21 protein-coding genes and 1 other annotated feature are annotated in these 17,768 nt (G+C 32.6%); of the genes, 20 read left to right on the top strand and 1 reads right to left on the bottom strand.

What is annotated here, in order from left to right; genetic code table 11:
• Positions 1 to 30: 30 nt before the first annotated feature.
• The 8 genes from B5D14_RS02460 (at position 31) to B5D14_RS02425 (ending at position 7,706) form a co-directional block, all read left to right on the top strand.
• A complete protein-coding gene (locus tag B5D14_RS02460; RefSeq protein WP_078710995.1) occupies positions 31 to 336 on the top strand; it encodes a hypothetical protein in 306 nt (101 codons plus the stop codon).
• Positions 323 to 1,246 carry a DUF2156 domain-containing protein gene (locus B5D14_RS02455; RefSeq protein ID WP_078710994.1) on the top strand — a complete coding sequence of 308 codons (924 nt, stop codon included), beginning with the start codon at positions 323 to 325 and terminating at the stop codon, positions 1,244 to 1,246. The genes B5D14_RS02460 and B5D14_RS02455 overlap by 14 nt, the downstream gene beginning before the upstream one ends.
• Entirely contained in the window at positions 1,239 to 2,153 is a 915-nt protein-coding gene (locus B5D14_RS02450) for a GNAT family N-acetyltransferase (protein WP_200804736.1), read from the top strand. Before B5D14_RS02455 ends, B5D14_RS02450 begins: the two co-directional genes overlap by 8 nt.
• Before the next feature lie 65 nt (positions 2,154 to 2,218).
• Positions 2,219 to 3,385, top strand: a complete 1,167-nt coding sequence (locus tag B5D14_RS02445) for a MalY/PatB family protein (RefSeq protein ID WP_159443695.1) — start codon at positions 2,219 to 2,221, stop codon at positions 3,383 to 3,385.
• A gap of 175 nt (positions 3,386 to 3,560) precedes the next feature.
• A complete protein-coding gene (gene gap, locus B5D14_RS02440; protein ID WP_078710992.1) occupies positions 3,561 to 4,577 on the top strand; it encodes a type I glyceraldehyde-3-phosphate dehydrogenase in 1,017 nt (338 codons plus the stop codon).
• Positions 4,578 to 4,762: 185 nt separating this feature from the next.
• A complete protein-coding gene (locus B5D14_RS02435) occupies positions 4,763 to 6,724 on the top strand; it encodes a helix-turn-helix domain-containing protein (RefSeq protein ID WP_078710991.1) in 1,962 nt (653 codons plus the stop codon).
• Complete coding sequence (locus B5D14_RS02430) at positions 6,717 to 6,911, top strand: GYF domain-containing protein (RefSeq protein ID WP_078710990.1); 195 nt, start codon at positions 6,717 to 6,719, stop codon at positions 6,909 to 6,911. Before B5D14_RS02435 ends, B5D14_RS02430 begins: the two co-directional genes overlap by 8 nt.
• Before the next feature lie 75 nt (positions 6,912 to 6,986).
• Complete coding sequence (locus tag B5D14_RS02425) at positions 6,987 to 7,706, top strand: DUF2238 domain-containing protein (RefSeq protein WP_078710989.1); 720 nt, start codon at positions 6,987 to 6,989, stop codon at positions 7,704 to 7,706.
• A 33-nt stretch (positions 7,707 to 7,739) separates the two neighbouring features.
• Positions 7,740 to 7,925, top strand: a binding site (T-box leader).
• A 107-nt stretch (positions 7,926 to 8,032) separates the two neighbouring features.
• Here B5D14_RS02425 and B5D14_RS02420 read toward each other — a convergent pair.
• Positions 8,033 to 8,389 carry a VOC family protein gene (locus B5D14_RS02420; protein ID WP_078710988.1) on the bottom strand — a complete coding sequence of 119 codons (357 nt, stop codon included), beginning with the start codon at positions 8,387 to 8,389 and terminating at the stop codon, positions 8,033 to 8,035.
• Between the two features lie 217 nt (positions 8,390 to 8,606).
• Here B5D14_RS02420 and cysS point away from each other — a divergent pair, with 217 nt between their 5' ends.
• The 12 genes from cysS (at position 8,607) to rplA (ending at position 17,764) form a co-directional block, all read left to right on the top strand.
• Positions 8,607 to 9,941 (top strand): cysteine--tRNA ligase, encoded by a 1,335-nt coding sequence (gene cysS / locus B5D14_RS02415; RefSeq protein ID WP_078710987.1) that lies wholly within the window; start codon positions 8,607 to 8,609, stop codon positions 9,939 to 9,941.
• Positions 9,941 to 10,324, top strand: a complete 384-nt coding sequence (locus tag B5D14_RS02410) for a Mini-ribonuclease 3 (protein ID WP_078710986.1) — start codon at positions 9,941 to 9,943, stop codon at positions 10,322 to 10,324. The genes cysS and B5D14_RS02410 overlap by 1 nt, the downstream gene beginning before the upstream one ends.
• Before the next feature lies 1 nt (position 10,325).
• Complete coding sequence (gene rlmB / locus B5D14_RS02405; protein ID WP_078710985.1) at positions 10,326 to 11,045, top strand: 23S rRNA (guanosine(2251)-2'-O)-methyltransferase RlmB; 720 nt, start codon at positions 10,326 to 10,328, stop codon at positions 11,043 to 11,045.
• A 12-nt stretch (positions 11,046 to 11,057) separates the two neighbouring features.
• Positions 11,058 to 11,678 carry a sigma-70 family RNA polymerase sigma factor gene (locus tag B5D14_RS02400; protein ID WP_159443694.1) on the top strand — a complete coding sequence of 207 codons (621 nt, stop codon included), beginning with the start codon at positions 11,058 to 11,060 and terminating at the stop codon, positions 11,676 to 11,678.
• 1,280 nt (positions 11,679 to 12,958) lie between these two features.
• Positions 12,959 to 13,297: a hypothetical protein gene (locus B5D14_RS02395; protein ID WP_078710983.1), complete on the top strand. Its 339-nt coding sequence runs from the start codon at positions 12,959 to 12,961 to the stop codon at positions 13,295 to 13,297.
• Positions 13,284 to 13,952: a hypothetical protein gene (locus B5D14_RS02390; protein ID WP_143254372.1), complete on the top strand. Its 669-nt coding sequence runs from the start codon at positions 13,284 to 13,286 to the stop codon at positions 13,950 to 13,952. The genes B5D14_RS02395 and B5D14_RS02390 overlap by 14 nt, the downstream gene beginning before the upstream one ends.
• A gap of 446 nt (positions 13,953 to 14,398) precedes the next feature.
• Positions 14,399 to 14,554: a 50S ribosomal protein L33 gene (gene rpmG / locus B5D14_RS02385; RefSeq protein WP_078710981.1), complete on the top strand. Its 156-nt coding sequence runs from the start codon at positions 14,399 to 14,401 to the stop codon at positions 14,552 to 14,554.
• Positions 14,555 to 14,566: 12 nt separating this feature from the next.
• Positions 14,567 to 14,752 carry a preprotein translocase subunit SecE gene (secE, locus tag B5D14_RS02380; RefSeq protein WP_200804735.1) on the top strand — a complete coding sequence of 62 codons (186 nt, stop codon included), beginning with the start codon at positions 14,567 to 14,569 and terminating at the stop codon, positions 14,750 to 14,752.
• 1 nt (position 14,753) lies between these two features.
• Complete coding sequence (gene nusG / locus B5D14_RS02375) at positions 14,754 to 15,326, top strand: transcription termination/antitermination protein NusG (RefSeq protein WP_078710980.1); 573 nt, start codon at positions 14,754 to 14,756, stop codon at positions 15,324 to 15,326.
• Between the two features lie 86 nt (positions 15,327 to 15,412).
• Entirely contained in the window at positions 15,413 to 16,501 is a 1,089-nt protein-coding gene (gene msrB, locus B5D14_RS02370) for a peptide-methionine (R)-S-oxide reductase MsrB (RefSeq protein ID WP_078710979.1), read from the top strand.
• Between the two features lie 159 nt (positions 16,502 to 16,660).
• Complete coding sequence (rplK, locus tag B5D14_RS02365) at positions 16,661 to 17,083, top strand: 50S ribosomal protein L11 (protein ID WP_078710978.1); 423 nt, start codon at positions 16,661 to 16,663, stop codon at positions 17,081 to 17,083.
• 3 nt (positions 17,084 to 17,086) lie between these two features.
• Positions 17,087 to 17,764 carry a 50S ribosomal protein L1 gene (rplA, locus tag B5D14_RS02360; protein WP_078710977.1) on the top strand — a complete coding sequence of 226 codons (678 nt, stop codon included), beginning with the start codon at positions 17,087 to 17,089 and terminating at the stop codon, positions 17,762 to 17,764.
• Positions 17,765 to 17,768: the final 4 nt, after the last annotated feature.

Genomic DNA, 17,768 nt, shown 5'->3' with positions numbered 1-17,768 from the left:
TACATTATAATGTAATGGAGGAAAAATAATATGAGACTAATATATTTCTTACTAACAGTATTTACATTCATTGTACTATTTCAAATATTCTGGCCACTTATCTTAGTGTTTGGATTATTCATTGTGGGTATTTTTGCATACCTCAATTATAAAGCTAAACAAGCATTTAAAAATAGTGATCAAACAGGCTATTATGAATCACAATCGAATGAACAACCAACATTCCAAAACCCATATCAACAAGAAGATGATTCAAACATTGAAAAACCAGTGAATACTGGAAATGTTATTGATGCAGAATATACGGAAAGAAGTCAGAACGATGACAGAAATTGAAATAGAAATGTATCATGATTTTCTTCCTGTCTCAAAAGAGCAGTGGGAGAAAATCAAAGAATATTTAAGTATTAATCATTACGAGGAGAGCAATCATAATTTAGTTAATATGATTTTATGGTTGGAGTGGTATCCCTTATTTTGTGTTGAACATGAACATTATCTATTGTTGCTAGGTATTCACGAAGGTGAATTATTTCTTTATATGCCTCTTTGCAAAGATGAATACTTTAATGAAGCAATTGTTAAGGCAAAATCGATTTTTGATCATTATGGTGTGAAATTTGTCTTGAGTTGTTTTACGAAGGAAGCGATGGATAAAGTGTTGATGATTTATCCTGAATATTGTGCTTGTCCTGCAAGAGAAAGTTATGACTATGTTTATAGAGTAGAAAAGTTGATGAGTTTTTCAGGAAAGAAGTTACAAAAGAAGAGAAATCATTTAAATGCATTCTACAAGGATTATGAAAACCGATTTGTATATGAAGCAATGAACAAGGAAAATGTTGTTGAATGCAAAGCATTTTTAGAAAAATGGAAAGCAGAAGATGAAGATGCATTCCTACAATCAGATCGAAAAGGTACAATGAGAATATTGGATTTGTTTGGTGAGATTGAATATCGTGGTGGTTGTATACGCATTGATGGAGAAATCAAGGCATTCGCAATTGGATCGATCTTGTCAAAAAGAATGTGTCAAGAAAATATAGAAAAGGCAGACCCAACTATTCGTGGGTTGTATCAAGCATTAATTAAAGAATTTCTGAGTCATGAGTTTAGTGAGTTTGAATATGTAAATCGAGAAGATGATATGGGGTATGATAACCTAAGACAAGCAAAGATGGCATATTATCCAGAATTTATGATTGAGAAATATCGATTATGCAGAGAGGGTGAAAATCGTGATTAAAAGAGTAGAAGTAGGACAAACAAATACAATTAAAAAAATGTGGCTTCAATGTTTTCCACAAGAAGAGGAAAGTTATATTGATTACTATTTCGAAGAGATTTATAAACCTGAGAATACAATCATTCTTTTGGAAAACGGTATTGTCCAATCATCCCTTCAAAGAATCCCTCATGAAATGATGTTCAATAATCGAGTCATTCGCACTTCGATGATTGTTGGTGTAGCAACATTACCACAATTTCAAAAACAAGGAAATATGAAAAAACTAATGCAAGTCGCATTAGATGAAAGTGAACATCAAGAATTAATTAGTTTAATCCAAGCATATAACCCGGCATTGTATGAACCTTATGGTTACAAAATGATATACAATCATAAAGAAACAACATTTACACGAAACCATGTTCAAAAACTAAGTAATGAAGGATGTAGCTATAATGTAAGTAGTGAAGATATGTTACAACTTTATGCAACATTTGTGAAAAGATTTAATGGATACTACATTCGTGATGTTGAAAACTTTAATCAAATGAAAAAAGAAAATGCGAGTCAAGGTGGAAAAATCTTAGCGTATTATAATGAAAAAGGTCATCTTCAAGCGTATGCAACTTGCTTGTTCACAAACAAAGAAGTGATTATGGAAGAATGCATTTACTTGAATAGTCTTGCGTTGACAAAGTTAATTAATTTGGGATTACAAATAAGATCTGTTGTAAAGGTGCATACAAGTGAGGTAGAAGATTTAAGAATTATCTATCCAGGAGTTGAAGTAAAAGACTATGGATTTACAATGGCAAAGATTAATGATTATGATTTATTTAATCGCTTATTTCAAATCAATGCAACAACGATTGAGGAAGTATTTGCATCAAGTGGTAAACCTTTATTTATGAATGAATTTTATTAGAACTCCTTAAGTGGAGTTTTAATTTGGTTTTGTGTAGAATGATTGTAGAGAAGTGAGGAAAGATGATGAAATATGATTTTGAAACACGAGTAAATCGTTCTGGAACTGGATCACTAAAATGGAAAAATGCTGAAAGAAGTTTAAACAAACCTTGTACAATACCACCACTATCAACTGCAGATATGGAATTTATCATGTGCCCAAGTGTTGTGGAAAGTATACAAAATGCAATTTCTAATCAAGGTATATTTGGGTATACATCTTGTCCGAAAGGATATACTGATGTAGTTATCAATTGGCTTAAAAATGAACATGATACAGCGATTAAAGAAGAATGGATACTTCAAACCTATGGTGTAATTCAAGCGATCCATCATATCGTAAATTGCTTTACTAAAGAAAATGATGGCATCATTATTCAAACACCGGTGTATCATCAATTCAAGAAAATCATTGATCATACACATCGTACATGCGTTGAAAATCCTTTGAAAATAGTTGAAGGACGCTATGTGATGGATTTTGATGATTTGGAAGAAAAAGCAAAACAGGCAAAGATGTTGATTCTATGTAGCCCACACAATCCAATAGGAAGAGTTTGGAGTCAAGAAGAGCTACAACGTATAAAAGACATTGTCGTGAAATATGATTTAATTTTAGTAGCAGATGAAATTCATTTTGATTTCATTCATAAGGGTAAACATACCGTGTTTACAGAATTACTTCAAGATCAATTAATTTTATGTACATCATCGAGTAAGACATTTAATCTTGCAGGACTAAATCTTGCGAATATCATCATTCCTAATGAAAAAATAAAACAAGCATTAGAACAACATTTGGATGAAAATGATGTGCATTACCAAACATATTTTGGCTACTATGCATGTATGGGTGCTTATAGTAAAGAAGGTAGTGAGTGGAAGAATGAGTTAAATCAAGTCATTCAAAGTAATTTTGATTTGTTGAAAACATTTTGTGAAAAATCACTGCCAACATGTTTTTTAAGTGATTTAGAAGGTACTTATCTTGCGTGGTTAGACTTAAATTCTTTAGGCTTAAGTGAAGATGAAATAATAGAACGACTTAATAAAAATGAAATTTTTGTGGATAGAGGATCTACTTTTGGTCAAAATGGGGTCGGGTATATTCGCATCAATTTAGCTTGTCCAACAGGTGTTATTTTGGAAGTAATCAATAGGTTTGAGACTAGTTTTGCGGATAAAATATAAAAATCGGATTTGAGTTAAAAAAAGTTTAATAATTTATCACACTTATGTAAGCGCTTAATTGCGATAAATAGCGATTGCAAGGGCTTTTTTTGGTTAATAATTAGTTTTTTCACAATTGACAATTGGGGTCTAAAAAGACTATAATTTTATTGCATCATAGAGGAGGTCAATTAAAATGGCAGATGTTAAAGTAGCAATTAATGGTTTCGGTCGTATTGGACGTTTAGCGTTCAGACAAATGTTTGGGGCAGCAGGATATGAAGTTGTGGCAATCAACGACTTAACAGATCCAAAAATGCTTGCACACTTATTAAAATATGATTCAGCTCAAGGTCGTTATGACGGGCATACAGTTGTAGCTGGTGAAGCTTCAATTACAGTTGATGGAAAAGAAATCAAAATTTTCAAAGAAGCAGACGCTTCTAAACTTCCTTGGGGAGATTTAGGTGTTGATGTAGTTCTTGAATGTACAGGTTTCTATTTAACAAAAGCAAAAGCAGAAGCTCATATCACTGCTGGTGCTAAGAAAGTTGTTATTTCAGCTCCTGCTGGAAACGATTTACCAACAATCGTATTCGGTGTTAACGAAGGTACTCTTACTGCTGCAGATACAATTATCTCAGCTGCATCTTGTACAACAAACTGCTTAGCTCCTATGGCTAACACATTAAACAAATATGCTCCAATCGCTAGTGGTATCATGACTACAGTTCATGCTTACACTGGTGACCAAATGGTTCTTGACGGACCTCACCGTAAAGGTGACTTACGTCGTGCTCGTGCTGCAGCTTGCAATATCGTTCCTAACTCAACAGGAGCAGCTAAAGCTATCGGTCTAGTTATCCCTGAATTAAACGGTAAACTTATCGGTTCTGCACAACGTGTACCAGTTCCTACAGGTTCATCTACAATTTTAGTAGCTGTAGTTAAAGGAACAGACGTTACTAAAGAAGGAATCAACGCTGCAATGAAAGCTGCTGCAAATGATTCATTTGGTTACACTGAAGAAGAATTAGTATCAAGTGATATCATTGGGGAATCTCATGGTTCATTATTCGATGCTACACAAACAATGGTAACTAAAGTTGATGACAATACATTCCAAGTACAAGTAGTTTCTTGGTATGATAATGAAAACAGCTACACTAGCCAAATGGTTAGAACAATCAAATACTTCTCAAACATTAAATAATTAAACAATGTTTAGTATTTAAACCGGTAGAAAAATCTATCGGTTTTTTTAATTTGTATAAAGGTTGTAAAATGACAAAAAAGCTTATCATATCGGCAGTTTTGAACTAAAGATTTGCTAAAAGAGTAAAAAGAAAGTAAAATAAAAGTGGTCTTAGGACGAATGAAATTTAAGGAGTGACAAGCATGGTAAATAAACTACCAGAGAAGCTATTATTATTAAGAAAACACTTTGGTTTTTCGCAACAAGAAATTGCGGATAAAATGGGTGTTAATGTTGTTGAATATATGGGTTGGGAAAACGGACGTAGTATCTGTAACTTAGCTCAATTTAAGCGTTTATCAAGCATCTTCCAAATCTCGTTGGATGATATGTTGAAAAACTCAGCAGATATTCCTTTGCCAAATTTATCATTAGAGGATAGTATACAAATTCCATTTATGAAAGATAGTGAAGCAAAAGATATCGAAATTCCAAGCATGGTTAATCCACAAAAACCAAAAGTAAACATGGAAGCAACAGCTCAAATTAAACGTGTTAGTGAAGTGGAAAAGAAACCACAAGAACAACCAAAACCACAAAATACAATTCATCGCGTTGATATTAATCAAAAACCAACTAAAAAAAGCAAAAGCAACAAGAAGTTATTTGCGATTATTGGTGGAGTAATTGGTGCTATTGTCCTTGTTGCGGGTATTTTCTGGTTATTAAATATGAATAAGGGTAATGGAGGATTGAGTTTAAAACTATCTCAAGCTAACCGTTTAAGTACAACAGAAAAATTCACAGTTTATATTCGTGATGATCAAAAAGTTGCGATTTATGGACAAGGAATCACAATGACAGACTTTACAGATCTTGTAAAAATATCTGCATATAAAGATTCAGTTGTAGGTTTAAAATCAGATGGCACTCTTGTTGCTGCTGGTTCAAATACAAATGGACAATTAGATATTAAGAAAATAGAAAAAGCTGTGGATGTATCCCTAGGTGCTAAACATACAGCCGTTGCATTAGAAGATGGTAAGGTAACTTGTGTTGGTGATAATTCACAAGGTGCATGTAATGTTGATGCATGGGAAAATATTGTTGATGTTGAAGCAGGAAATGGGTTTACGATTGGTATTGATTCTACAGGTAATGTAAAAGTTGCAGGTAGTGTAACAAACTCAAGTTCAATGGAATCAATTAAAAGTGTAAAAAGTGTTTCAATTGGAACAAATGAAGTCGCATTTCTAAATACTTCTCAAACTGTAACTACAGTTTCTTATACAGGTGCAACAGCAACCAATGTATCAACATTAAAGAATATTACTCAAGTTGCAGTAGGAAATGGCTTTGTTGCAGGACTTGGAAGTGATGGTAAAGTTCAAATTGTTACGACTAATGAAGATTTGAAAAAATCAGTAGAAGCTTGGACTGGAATTGGAGTCATCTCAGCTTACAACAATACACTTGTAGGCTTTACAACAACTGGTAAAATGGTCGGTGCAGGTGATAACCAATACAACCAATATACCAATGAAGCAGAATCAACAACAAAAGAAAAATTAGAAAAAGTTAAAAATCTTCAAGTATCTTATGATAAATCCAAAGTAAAATTAACTTGGGATAAAGTTGAAGGTGCAGATTATTATGAAGTTTCAATTGATACGAGTCCAGTTTATACTGCAAAAGCAGTAGATAACACATTAACGATTGATCAATCAAAATTAGTTGATGGTCAAAAGTACGTGATTACAATCATTGCAGCTTCTAATACAGATAAAGAATTAAATTCAGAAGTATATTCAGTGGATTTCTCTTACACAGCACCAACAGCTGAACCAACAGCTACACCAGCGTTTACACTTACAATAAAATATGTTTATGATGACAATGTAAATGCGAATATATATCAAGATTATGTGATGACTTATAATGTGGGGGATACTTACCGTGTTGAAAGTCCAAAAATAGATGGATATGAAGCATTAAGGACAGTGGTAGAAGGAACTATGGGATCTAAAAACGAAGAAATTACCGTTCGTTATAAAGCGAAACCAGCACCAACACCAACGCCACCAACACCAACGCCGGAAGTGACACCAGTGCCACCACCAACTGATCCTGGAACTGGTGGAACAGGAGGGGACAACAATGGATAAAATATGGTATGTACGTAGTTCAAAACGAAAAGGTGGTCCTTTCACTGAAGAGGAATTAATACGACTTATTCGTCAAGAAATTATTGATGAAGAATATGAAATATGGAATCCAGAAATGAAGGGTTGGATGAAACTAGTAGATAGTGTATATAGTTTCTATATCCCAGAAAAGGAAAATGAGGAGTGATATCACTCCTTTTCTTATGTATTAAATTACTTGTGTTAATAAAAGAAGAAATGTAAAATAATTTCAGGTGATAAAATGAAAAAATTAAAAGAGTTGAATTGGGAAAAGTTTATCTTTATCTTTGTAATGGCGAGTTTGATTATATCGACTGTATTTATAGGGTATAAAATGATTGTGGCACCAGCTACAATTGAAGCTGGTATGGAGTACGCACGTGTTAAATCAGATTATACACTCATGTTCTTCCAATGTTTATTGGGTATAGTAGCAATGGTTTTACCAAGTATCTTTGAAAAAAGATTCAAAGTTATTATTCCAAGTTATATGTTAATTTTGTATGTTATTTTCTTATATTGCGCAATTTTCTTGGGTGAAGTAAGAAGTTATTATTATACAGTGAATCATTGGGATACAATCTTACATACATTTAGTGGGGGTATGTTGGGAGCACTTGGCTTCTCTTTTGTTTCTTTATTAAATCAAAGTGAAAAAGTACCAATGAATTTATCGCCATTGTTTGTCGCAATCTTTGCGTTCTGTTTTGCGATTACATTGGGTGTTATTTGGGAAATTTATGAATTTACATTTGATGGTGTCCTTGGATTGAATATGCAAAAATTCATGTTAGAAGATGGTACACAATTAATAGGTAGAGCTGCACTAATGGATACCATGAAGGATTTAATTGTTGATGCCGCAGGAGCATTAGTTGTTTCTGTCATTGGCTATGTTTCGATGAAAACACAAAAAGATTGGTTACAAAAAGTACAATTTAAACGTGCTCATCTAAAATAGCCTTGTATCAAAAAATAAAGTAAGCTATACTAATATAAACTGATGAATAGAAGAGTAGAACTAAAGCAATCGGTAGAGATAACTGGGTTGGTGAAACAGTTAGTGCGATTTAGTTTGAAATGCATCTAGGAGGGTTTGTCCGATAAGTAGGATGAAACGTTTCTCGCGTTAAGAGTTCAAGAAGTAAGAAAAGTGGAACCACGCAATGGCGTCTTTTTATAGGATGCCATTTTTATTTTATCAAAACAAGGAAACTGTATTGTTTTAAAGAACGACTAAATGATTTCAAATAAAAACCCTGTTTCAAAACAGGGTGTGCTTGTTATTTATTCTTTTACTACAACAAAGTAATTGCCTTCTGGATCAGAGAAGTTAAAAGATGGATGTCCATCAATTTCCATCGTCATACTTGCTGTTTTGATTCGTTGGTGCAATTCATCAAACTCGTTTGTATAAAGCATTAATGATGGGACTGCATCGATAACTTCAGGCGAATATTTTTTAATGAATTCCTTATTAAACAAAGATATTTCAATTGTTGGGGATAAAGAAAGCACTTTGTTTGTGAATCCATCAGGAAGCTCGTTTGTTTCAATAATTTCAGCATTGAATGCAAACTTCCAAAATTCACTTAATTTGTCAATGTCGTTTCCGTAAAGCATAATTCTTGTTTTGTTAATCATATAGGTCTCCTTGAGAAGTTTTCCACTTCATCTAATTTCAGTATAGCACTCGTTGTTTTTTTGAGCATTTATAACGATTTTGATTTTTGAGTTTGTTGGCTTAATTTGATACAATGAGGTATGAAGTGAGTAGTTATAACCAAGAAGAGTAAACCAAAAGAATGGATTGTTAGTAAAATTAGATTTTAAGCAAAGTATATTTTGAGGAGGATAAGCTATGCGATTATATAATACTAGAACATTAAAGATTGAAGAATTTAAGCCTTTAGTAGAAGGTGAAGTGAGTATGTATGTATGTGGACCTACTGTCTACAACCACATCCATATTGGAAATGCCAGACCCATCATAGTATTTGATACACTACGCCGAGTATTTGAAGCAGAAGGCTATAAGGTGAAGTATGTTTCGAACTATACAGATGTCGATGATAAGATTATCAACAAAGCGATAGAAGAGCACAAACATGAAGCAGAAATAACGGAAGAATACATTCAAGCTTATAACGAAGTAAGACATAAATTAAATGCACACGATTTGTACAAGACACCTCGCGTAACAGAAACGATGGATGAAATCATTAAATTTATTGATGAATTAATTGAAACAGGTCATGCGTATGAAGTTGACGGTGATGTTTTCTTTAGAGTTAACAGTGTTGAATCTTATGGAGAAATATCACATCAAAACATTGATGATTTACAAGTCGGTGCAAGAATAGAAGAAAATGATAAAAAAGAATCCCCTTTGGATTTCGCTCTGTGGAAGAAAACAGATATGGGTATTAAGTGGAATACAAAATGGGGAGATGGAAGACCAGGATGGCATACGGAATGCGTTGTCATGATCAATAAAGAATTTGGTAAAGATTTAATTGATATTCATGGTGGTGGTATGGATTTACGTTTCCCTCATCACGAAAATGAAGTTGCGCAATGCCGTGCTTTACACAACACAACACTCGCAAATTTTTGGTTACACAATGGGATGATAAATATCGATGGTGTAAAAATGAGTAAATCATTAGGAAACTTTACACTTGCAAAAGATGTACTAAAGCAATTTAGCCCACAACTAGTACGTTGGTTGATGTTGTCTGTACATTATCGTATGGAACTAAATTTTAGTGATGAAGTATTTGAAACTGCACAAAAAGAATTGGATAAAGTTTTAACTCCACTAAAACAAGCTACAGTAAAATTAGCATTAGCAAACGAAACAATAAAAGAAGGATTGGATAAAGAATTAGTTCAACAATTCTTAGATGCAATGGATGATGATTTGAATACACCAAATGCTTATGCAGTTATTTTTGAAACAGTAAAAAAACTAAACCAAGTATTACGTGTTAAAGACATTGATGCTTATGAAGTAAGTAAATATATTAATACAGTTGAAAAAATGTTAGATGTTTTAGGGATAGAATATCATCGCATTAGTTTAACTGAAGAAGATAAAAATTTATTTGCAATGTGGAATAGCGCAAAACAAGAAAAGAATTTTGATGAAGCTGACAAAGTGAGAAATCAATTAATTGAAAGAGGATTATTGTAATGAAGACAAATGAAATCTCTGGAAGTACTTTAGCGTATTTAGGAGATGCAGTTTGGTCACTTTATGTAAGAGAATATCTTGTAGAAAAAGGATACAATCGTGCCAATGATTTACAAACTAAAAGTGTTCGCTTCGTTAGTGCAAAAGCACAAGCGAGTTTCTATCATAAACTCGTAGAAGAAGAATTCTTTAGTGAAACTGAGTTGGATATTTTTAAGCGTGGAAGAAATTTTAAAAGTGATAGCGTACCGAAGAATACAGATGTAACAACTTATAGAACATCAACAGGATTTGAAGCTGTACTTGGTTACTGGTATGTTGAGAAGATGTGTAATAGACTTGATGAATGCTGGGAAAAAGTCAAGACTTTTGTGGAGGTATAGTATGGCACAATACGTGTATGGGAAAAATGTTATTCAACAATTACTCCAAGATAATAAAAAAATTGATGTTTTATATCTAATGGATAATCAAAAAGATATTGAACAAAACGCAAGAAAAAAAGGAATACGTATTGAAAAAGTGGACCGCAAGTATCTTGATAAATTATCAAAAAATGGTAATCATCAAGGATTGGTTGCTAAAATTGAAGAATATAAAACGGTCACAATCGATAAAATATTAAGCGATATTCCTGAAGAGAAATTAGGATTTTTGGTATTGTTGGATGAGTTAGAAGATCCACATAATTTAGGAGCTATTTTAAGAACAGCAGATGCAGTCGGTGTTGATGGTGTCATCATCAAAAAGAACAATGCTGTGGGTTTAACATCCACTGTTGCGAAAGTTTCAGTAGGAGCCATTGAAACGGTTCCAGTAGCTGAAGTGGTTAATTTAACACAGACTCTAAAACAGTTAAAGGAAAAAGGGTATTGGGTTGTAGGGACTGATATGAAAAATGCACAAGATTATCGTCAACCTAAATATGATACGCCAATTGTTTTAGTAATAGGAAATGAAGGAAAAGGAATTTCTCGTCTAGTGAAAGAGGAATGTGATTTTTTAGTTAAATTGCCAATGGTTGGTAAAATATCTTCACTTAATGCATCAGTAGCGTGTGGAATTTTAATGTATGAGGTATATAACAAACGTTTCCCTTTGTAGAGGAGAATGAATATGTGGTTGTTTTATCCAAATGATTTTGAGTTATTGTATTATTGTCTACAAAATGATGAGTGGGCATTGAGGACACTTGTCAGAAAGTATACTCCCTATTCTAGAAAAATAGTAAAAGAGAGTTTGAATGGATACAAAGTTTTAGAAATGTTTAAAGATGATTTTGTGTTAGAGGCACTACTAGCAATTACGGATGCAATACATTGTTATCGAGATCAAAAAGAATGTAAATTTGGAACTTTCTTTTACCAATGCGCCCTAAGACGAGTAAAGACACTGCTTCGACATCATTTGAGGGAGAGTAATCAAATTAATCTTTATTCAATATCGCTTGATGTTTTTCCTACTGAAGATGACAATGTTTTTCGATACAAGGGCAAGGCTTTAGAAGATTGGCGCAGTCCAAATTATTGTTTGGATTACAAAGAGGCATCGCTTAGAGTTCAAGAGACGATTCAAAGTTTAAATGATGCGGACAAACGTGTTTTAGACTTATATTTATTGGATTACACCTATGCAGAAGCTTCCCAGATAATAGGGAAGAGTGTTAAAAACTATGATAATCGAGTTCAAAAGATTAAGAAATTAATAAAAAAGAAAGTATATTTGAATATTCAATAAACGATATCCTTTAAGAAGGGTGATAAATAAAAAGTGACTATAGAATGAGTCTGGTTATTTAGATAAAAAGAAAATAAGCTTGATTAAGCAATTAGTAAGGATTGATTTCTGTATTGAACAGAGATTACTCCTTTTAATTTTGTGGTTATTTTTGTGTGGTATAACAATTAATCATGGAGTATCTATAAAACCTATACATAATCATTTTATTTGAAACTAGTTACAATTGATTTCTATTAATCGCTTATACATAATTATTGGAAACACCATCTAACATTAATTATTAAAACGTGAATAAACGGTTTGTAAAATATATGATTAATTTAAAATAAATGTTATTTAGCCCATAATAATGCAAGTTAGCCCAAATGTATTGTTAATCTTAAAGAGCAATGATATATATTAATCAAAAGAGTATACACTTGAATTGTTTAAGGTAAGTATTTTGTCTTGTCAGATAACTAATTTATCTATTCAAACCAAAAATCTGCCTATTCGAACCAAATCTATTGATAAATTAGCATTTGGTTTTATATGATAAAAACAAAGAATAGAAGGGGGGAAAACTATGAGTAGTAAAATTCTTAATTTCCTTAAAACTGCATCGATGTTCATGACGATTATTGGAAATGGAACAATGTCTAAATTTGGACGGTGTCAACTCGAAAAAGAATAGTTGTAAATAGATCGAGTAGTATTCAAAAAATGCAAAACAAGAATAAGTGTAAAACAGAGTTCATAACAAAACTCCCTCAAAATGAGTAGGAGTAATCTTGATTGCTATCTAATGATATTTATTCAAATTGATACAATCAATGATAAGTGTCAAAGCTCTGAGTTCTATTTATTTGTGCTTGAAAAGATGGGAATGACTCATATGATTTAAAATATTCAAAGTACAAATTACATACTCTTCTTCTCGTGATCTGTAGATTACCACTTCTCATTAATATCGTAGCAAGGAGTGACTGCAAATGAAAGATTAGGAAGTTTAGTGTAATGCTTGAATTCCAAAACCATGATATTCGCTATGTTCGCTGAAAGGGCAATTGATGATGCCCTCTTTATCGATAGAATTTGATATTTTTAATTAGAAACGTTAGAGAATATTTTTTAAATAGGTACTTTAACCGCGCTTTATTTATTTTTTCTCGAACATAATTACTTTAAAGTATATGTTAAACTGGAATTAACAAAAAAGATAAAAATCAGCAGATACAAGAATGGAGATTCAAAAATTGAATAGTAAAAAAATAAAATGAAAAGAGGAGAAGATGATTATGAAAAAAATTAAAATAATGTTGTGCGCAACTCTATGTTTTTTTGCTACTATGTCCATCAACACTTTAGCGGAAACTCAAAAAAGTGAAAAAGACTCAATTATAGATGAAAAAATAGAAATTGAACCACGAATTTATACTACTGACGTAGAACAAGCTTGTGATGGAATTTACTACAATGGTGGTTTTGAGCGATTTGAAAATTGTACATATAAGAAGATTACCTACTGGAATGGATTTAATCAATTTGGACATAAAGGAAACGATATCTCTACTCGCTCAGATAGAGAATATGGTATTACAAGATATCGTTATACATTTACATATGAAACTTACTAATAAGATAATTTGCTTTGCCTTACTCTCTGTTTTGCTAGTAGGTTGTGCGAAAGAAGATAAGAAAGTTGATTTTAGTAAATATGATAATCATGAATTGATAGTTCGTTATTCTGAATTGCTTAATGACAATAAAGATATAAGAGGATTAATTCAAGAAAATCTAGTTTCAAATCAATATACATATGAATATGATAGTCATGAAAATGACATGAATAAGTTATCTGTTTCGGATAAAGATAAGGGTTTATTGGCTAATCTAGGAGAATCTTCTACTTGTCAAAATATTGTCTATGATAATGGAAATTCAATTTCATGTAATCAAGAAATGAGTATAAATAAAATAGAAGCAATAATTCCTGATTTCCCTGAGAAAGAAACAATTTTAAATGAAATCAACAAATTAAAAACTGATGTTAAATTTAGTTATTCGTTAAGTGAAAGTATGACACACAAAGTTTATATTGAAATTACAGCAGAAGGAACCGAGGAAGAACTATTATCTACTTTCGAAGTAATTTTAAAGAATTTAGTGAAATATGAAAATATGAAAGTAGAAGACAAGAACATAATCATTGATACAAATGAAATTGATATGAATATAGCTCTAGCTAATAATCAATTAATATATAGTGTGACTTTGACAATGTTACCTTAACTCTTGTTAGTTACAAGATGAATTATTTAAGCAATAGTAATTCAATTAGTTCTATACTATTCAATAGTATGAAAACGGGATTGAGCATAGAAGATGATTTTTGTATTTAACAAGAGTCATCTTTTCTAGTATACAGAGCATAGTGACTATCTAATTAATGAAAGTTCAACTGAAAATAATAACTGCGAAGTGAGGGGACGACAAATCATTAACGGTGAGGGTAGGGATGAAGGAAGCGGAGTAGTGTACAAATGGAAACTTGAACTAGTGGTGGATAAGATTGTTTTACTGTATAAGTTCATACTAACCCTTTCAAATCCATGATTCGACTTTTACTTTTCATTTCAATACAAGTTTGCATGGTCAAGAAGAATGACTTTATTGACTGGGGAATTTCTTTATGGTAGAGTTAATAAGCGTAGAAACTGAAAGGAGTTGTTTTAATCGTGGCAAAAGAAGATAAAGTAATTCTAACTTGTACGGTGTGTTTGTCTCGTAACTATACAACTCATCGTAATAAAAAAAGTTCAAATGAACGACTTGAATTAAAGAAGTTTTGCAAGAAATGTGGAGAACATACCCTCCATAAAGAAACAAAGTAGGAGGACATCACAATGTTGAAATGGTTTAGTTTTAGTGGAATATCAAAAGAGGCAAAACGTGTACGTTGGCCAAAGACAAAAGACTTAATGTCAAGTACTGCAGAAGTTTTGATTTTTATTGTATTCTTTGGAGCGTTCTTTGTAGGATGTGAATTTCTAATTACATTCTTCTTAAAATTGATTGGAATAGGTGCATAATATGACTGATGTAGAAAAAAATAGTATAGATGGTGTTGAAAAGAACTGGTATGTAGTCAATACATATGCAGGACATGAGAATAGAGTAAAAGAAAATCTTGAACGTCGTGTTGAATCAATGGGAATTTCAGATTATTTGTTTAGAATTCTTGTGGTTGAGGAAAGTGAAATAGAATATAAGAACGGTAAAGAAGTGGAAAAGATGAGAAATCTATTTCCTGGGTATTTATTCGTTGAAATGATTATGACTGATGATGCTTGGTATGTTGTTCGTAATACACCAGGAGTTACAGGATTTATTGGTTCATCTGGAGGAGGAGCAAAACCATTCCCAGTATCACCAGATGAAATTGAATCAATCTTAAGAAGAATTGGTATTGGCGATAGTGTAGTTAATGTTAATTTCAAGGTTGGTGATACAGTTAAGATTTTATCTGGACCATTCTCAGGAATGGAAGGTAAAGTGAATGCAATGAATGATAAAGACAGAGTTGCATCTGTGCTTACAATATTATTCGGGCGTGAAACACCAACTGATATTGCTTACACTGATTTAGTAAAAGCTGATTATTAATAAACAGGAGTAAAATCCTGTTTTTATTATGGGCATTTGAATTGCAAACATCATTCAATAAGTGTTTACTTAAAGCAGGTGAAGAAATGAAAAAAATAATACTAGCTTTAATTGTTGTTGCATCATTTATGTTAAGTTCATGTACAACGAGTCAAGAAAGTAATGAAAGAGAGGTTTATGATATTAGTATGATAGGAAAAGATGCAAGTTATGAGAAAAAAGAAGGAACAGAGATTATTTATTTAGCTGGAGGTTGTTTTTGGGGTATTGAAAAATTAGTTCAAAGTATTCCGGGAGTAATTTCAGGTATATCAGGTTATGCAAATGGAAAAGGTGTAAATCCAACTTATCAACAAGTTTCAAATGGAAATACCGGCTTTAGAGAAACAGTAAGAGTTGAATATGATCCAAATGTTGTAAGTTTAGAAAAAATATTATATGCCTATTTCTCAGTGATTGATCCAACGATTGAAAATCGTCAAGGAAATGATATTGGAACTCAATATCAAACAGGTGTTTATTACGCTGATGAAAACAGTATGAATATTGTAAAAGAAGTAGTAGAAAATGAGAAATCAAGAGTAGCAAATTTCATGGTAGAAGTAAAACCTTTAGAGAGTTTCTATGAAGCTGAAGAATATCATCAAGATTATTTGGATAAGAATCCACAAGGATATTGCCATATTCCACAAGCAAAATTTGATAAAGTAAAGAAAATGATGATTGATCCGGCAGAGTATACAAAGCCAGCGGCAGATGAAATAAGTAAAAATCTATCTCCAATGGAATATCAAGTAACACAAAAAGCCGCAACTGAAAAACCATTTTCTCATGAATATGATGAGTTATTTGATGATGGTATTTATGTAGATATTGTTACTGGAGAACCTTTATTTTCTTCTAGAGACAAATATGACAGTGGATGTGGATGGCCAGCTTTTACCAAAACAATTGATGAAAGTACAGTTGTTGAGAAGAAAGATAGTTCATTGGGAATGGTTCGAACAGAAGTTGTCAGTCGTGTGGGGAATTCTCATTTAGGGCATAAATTCGAAGGTGACTCAACTTCTCCAAATGGAATTCGATATTGTATTAATGGATCTTCTTTGAAGTTTATTCCAAAAGATGAGATGGAAAAAGAGGGTTATGGTGACTTATTAAGTCTATTTGAGTAAATATCCTTTATTTTAAAGGGTATTTTTACTTTTAAGATTGACTCGAAGGGTTATTTGAGATATTATATTTAATGCACACATGTGCATTCTTTGCGTGGGAGGACTGCAACTAGTCCACTATACCACTGCACTGACAACAAATTATAGGAGGTATGTCAAGTGAGTAAAAAAGTTGCAAAAGTCTGCAAGCTACAATTTCCAGCTGGCGGAGCAAAACCAGGACCAGCATTAGCTTCAGCTGGTATCAACATGCCACAATTCTGTACAGCATTTAACGATGCTACTAAGGAACGTGGAGGAGACATCGTACCAGTAATCATTACTGCGTATGAAGACAAGTCATTCGACTTCGTATTAAAAACAACACCTGCTGCAGCATTATTAAAGAAAGCAGCAAAAGTTGCAAAAGCATCAGGAAGCCCTAAGGCAGTTAAAGCAGGGAAAATCACATTGGAACAATGTAGAGAAATCGCTGAATACAAAATGCCAGATTTAAATGCTAATGATGTTGAATCAGCAATGCGTATTATTGCAGGTACTGCACGTAATATGGGAATTGTTGTAGAAGGCATGGAGGACTAATTGATGGCTGGTAAGAAATATTTAGAAGCTGCAAAATTAATTGATAGCAGCAAAACTTATAGCTATACAGAAGCTGTAGAACTTGCAAAGAAAACAAGTACTACAAAATTTGATTCATCTGTAGAAGCTTGCTTTAATTTAAACGTTGATCCTCGTCACGCTGATCAACAAATCCGTGGAGCTATCGTGCTTCCAAACGGAACAGGTAAAACTCAAAAGGTTTTAGTTGTTACTCAAGGTGCTAAAGAACAAGAAGCTAAAGATGCTGGCGCAGATTTTGTTGGTGGAAAAGAAATTCTTGAAGAAATTAAAAAAGGTTGGTTTGAATTCGATATTATCGTAGCTACTCCAGATATGATGGGTGAGCTTGGTAAATTAGGTAAAGTATTGGGACCTAAAGGATTAATGCCAAACCCTAAGACAGGAACAGTTACTATGGATGTAACAAAAGCTGTTAATGAAATCAAAAAAGGTAAAATTGAATACCGTGTTGATAAAGAAGGTAACATCAATGTTGCGATCGGTAAAGTATCATTTACTGCTGAACAACTTGCTGAAAACTTCAAAGCTCTATACGATGTAATCGCAAAAGCTAGACCTGCTGCTGTTAAAGGTATCTATATGACATCTGTAACATTAGCTACAACAATGGGTCCTGGAATTAGAGTTACAGTAGAATAGTTCA

The sequence above is a fragment of the Anaerorhabdus furcosa genome, assembly GCF_900167375.1.
GTDB classification, from domain to species: Bacteria; Bacillota_I; Bacilli_A; order Erysipelotrichales; family Erysipelotrichaceae; genus Anaerorhabdus; species Anaerorhabdus furcosa.
The sequence above is the reverse complement of the archived record's forward strand: the minus strand, read 5'-3'. Positions and strand labels throughout refer to the sequence as shown.

Excerpts from the sequence above, each read along its gene's own strand:
- B5D14_RS02460 (WP_078710995.1), top strand. The coding sequence starts at position 31 with ATGAGACTAATATATTTCTTACTAACAGTATTTACATTCATTGTACTA.
- B5D14_RS02455 (WP_078710994.1), top strand. The coding sequence starts at position 323 with ATGACAGAAATTGAAATAGAAATGTATCATGATTTTCTTCCTGTCTCA.
- B5D14_RS02445 (WP_159443695.1), top strand. The coding sequence starts at position 2,219 with ATGAAATATGATTTTGAAACACGAGTAAATCGTTCTGGAACTGGATCA.
- gap (WP_078710992.1), top strand. The coding sequence starts at position 3,561 with ATGGCAGATGTTAAAGTAGCAATTAATGGTTTCGGTCGTATTGGACGT.
- B5D14_RS02435 (WP_078710991.1), top strand. The coding sequence starts at position 4,763 with ATGGTAAATAAACTACCAGAGAAGCTATTATTATTAAGAAAACACTTT.
- B5D14_RS02430 (WP_078710990.1), top strand. The coding sequence starts at position 6,717 with ATGGATAAAATATGGTATGTACGTAGTTCAAAACGAAAAGGTGGTCCT.
- B5D14_RS02425 (WP_078710989.1), top strand. The coding sequence starts at position 6,987 with ATGAAAAAATTAAAAGAGTTGAATTGGGAAAAGTTTATCTTTATCTTT.
- B5D14_RS02420 (WP_078710988.1), bottom strand. The coding sequence starts at position 8,389 with ATGATTAACAAAACAAGAATTATGCTTTACGGAAACGACATTGACAAA.
- cysS (WP_078710987.1), top strand. The coding sequence starts at position 8,607 with ATGCGATTATATAATACTAGAACATTAAAGATTGAAGAATTTAAGCCT.
- B5D14_RS02410 (WP_078710986.1), top strand. The coding sequence starts at position 9,941 with ATGAAGACAAATGAAATCTCTGGAAGTACTTTAGCGTATTTAGGAGAT.
- rlmB (WP_078710985.1), top strand. The coding sequence starts at position 10,326 with ATGGCACAATACGTGTATGGGAAAAATGTTATTCAACAATTACTCCAA.
- B5D14_RS02400 (WP_159443694.1), top strand. The coding sequence starts at position 11,058 with ATGTGGTTGTTTTATCCAAATGATTTTGAGTTATTGTATTATTGTCTA.
- B5D14_RS02395 (WP_078710983.1), top strand. The coding sequence starts at position 12,959 with ATGAAAAAAATTAAAATAATGTTGTGCGCAACTCTATGTTTTTTTGCT.
- B5D14_RS02390 (WP_143254372.1), top strand. The coding sequence starts at position 13,284 with ATGAAACTTACTAATAAGATAATTTGCTTTGCCTTACTCTCTGTTTTG.
- secE (WP_200804735.1), top strand. The coding sequence starts at position 14,567 with ATGTTGAAATGGTTTAGTTTTAGTGGAATATCAAAAGAGGCAAAACGT.
- nusG (WP_078710980.1), top strand. The coding sequence starts at position 14,754 with ATGACTGATGTAGAAAAAAATAGTATAGATGGTGTTGAAAAGAACTGG.
- msrB (WP_078710979.1), top strand. The coding sequence starts at position 15,413 with ATGAAAAAAATAATACTAGCTTTAATTGTTGTTGCATCATTTATGTTA.
- rplA (WP_078710977.1), top strand. The coding sequence starts at position 17,087 with ATGGCTGGTAAGAAATATTTAGAAGCTGCAAAATTAATTGATAGCAGC.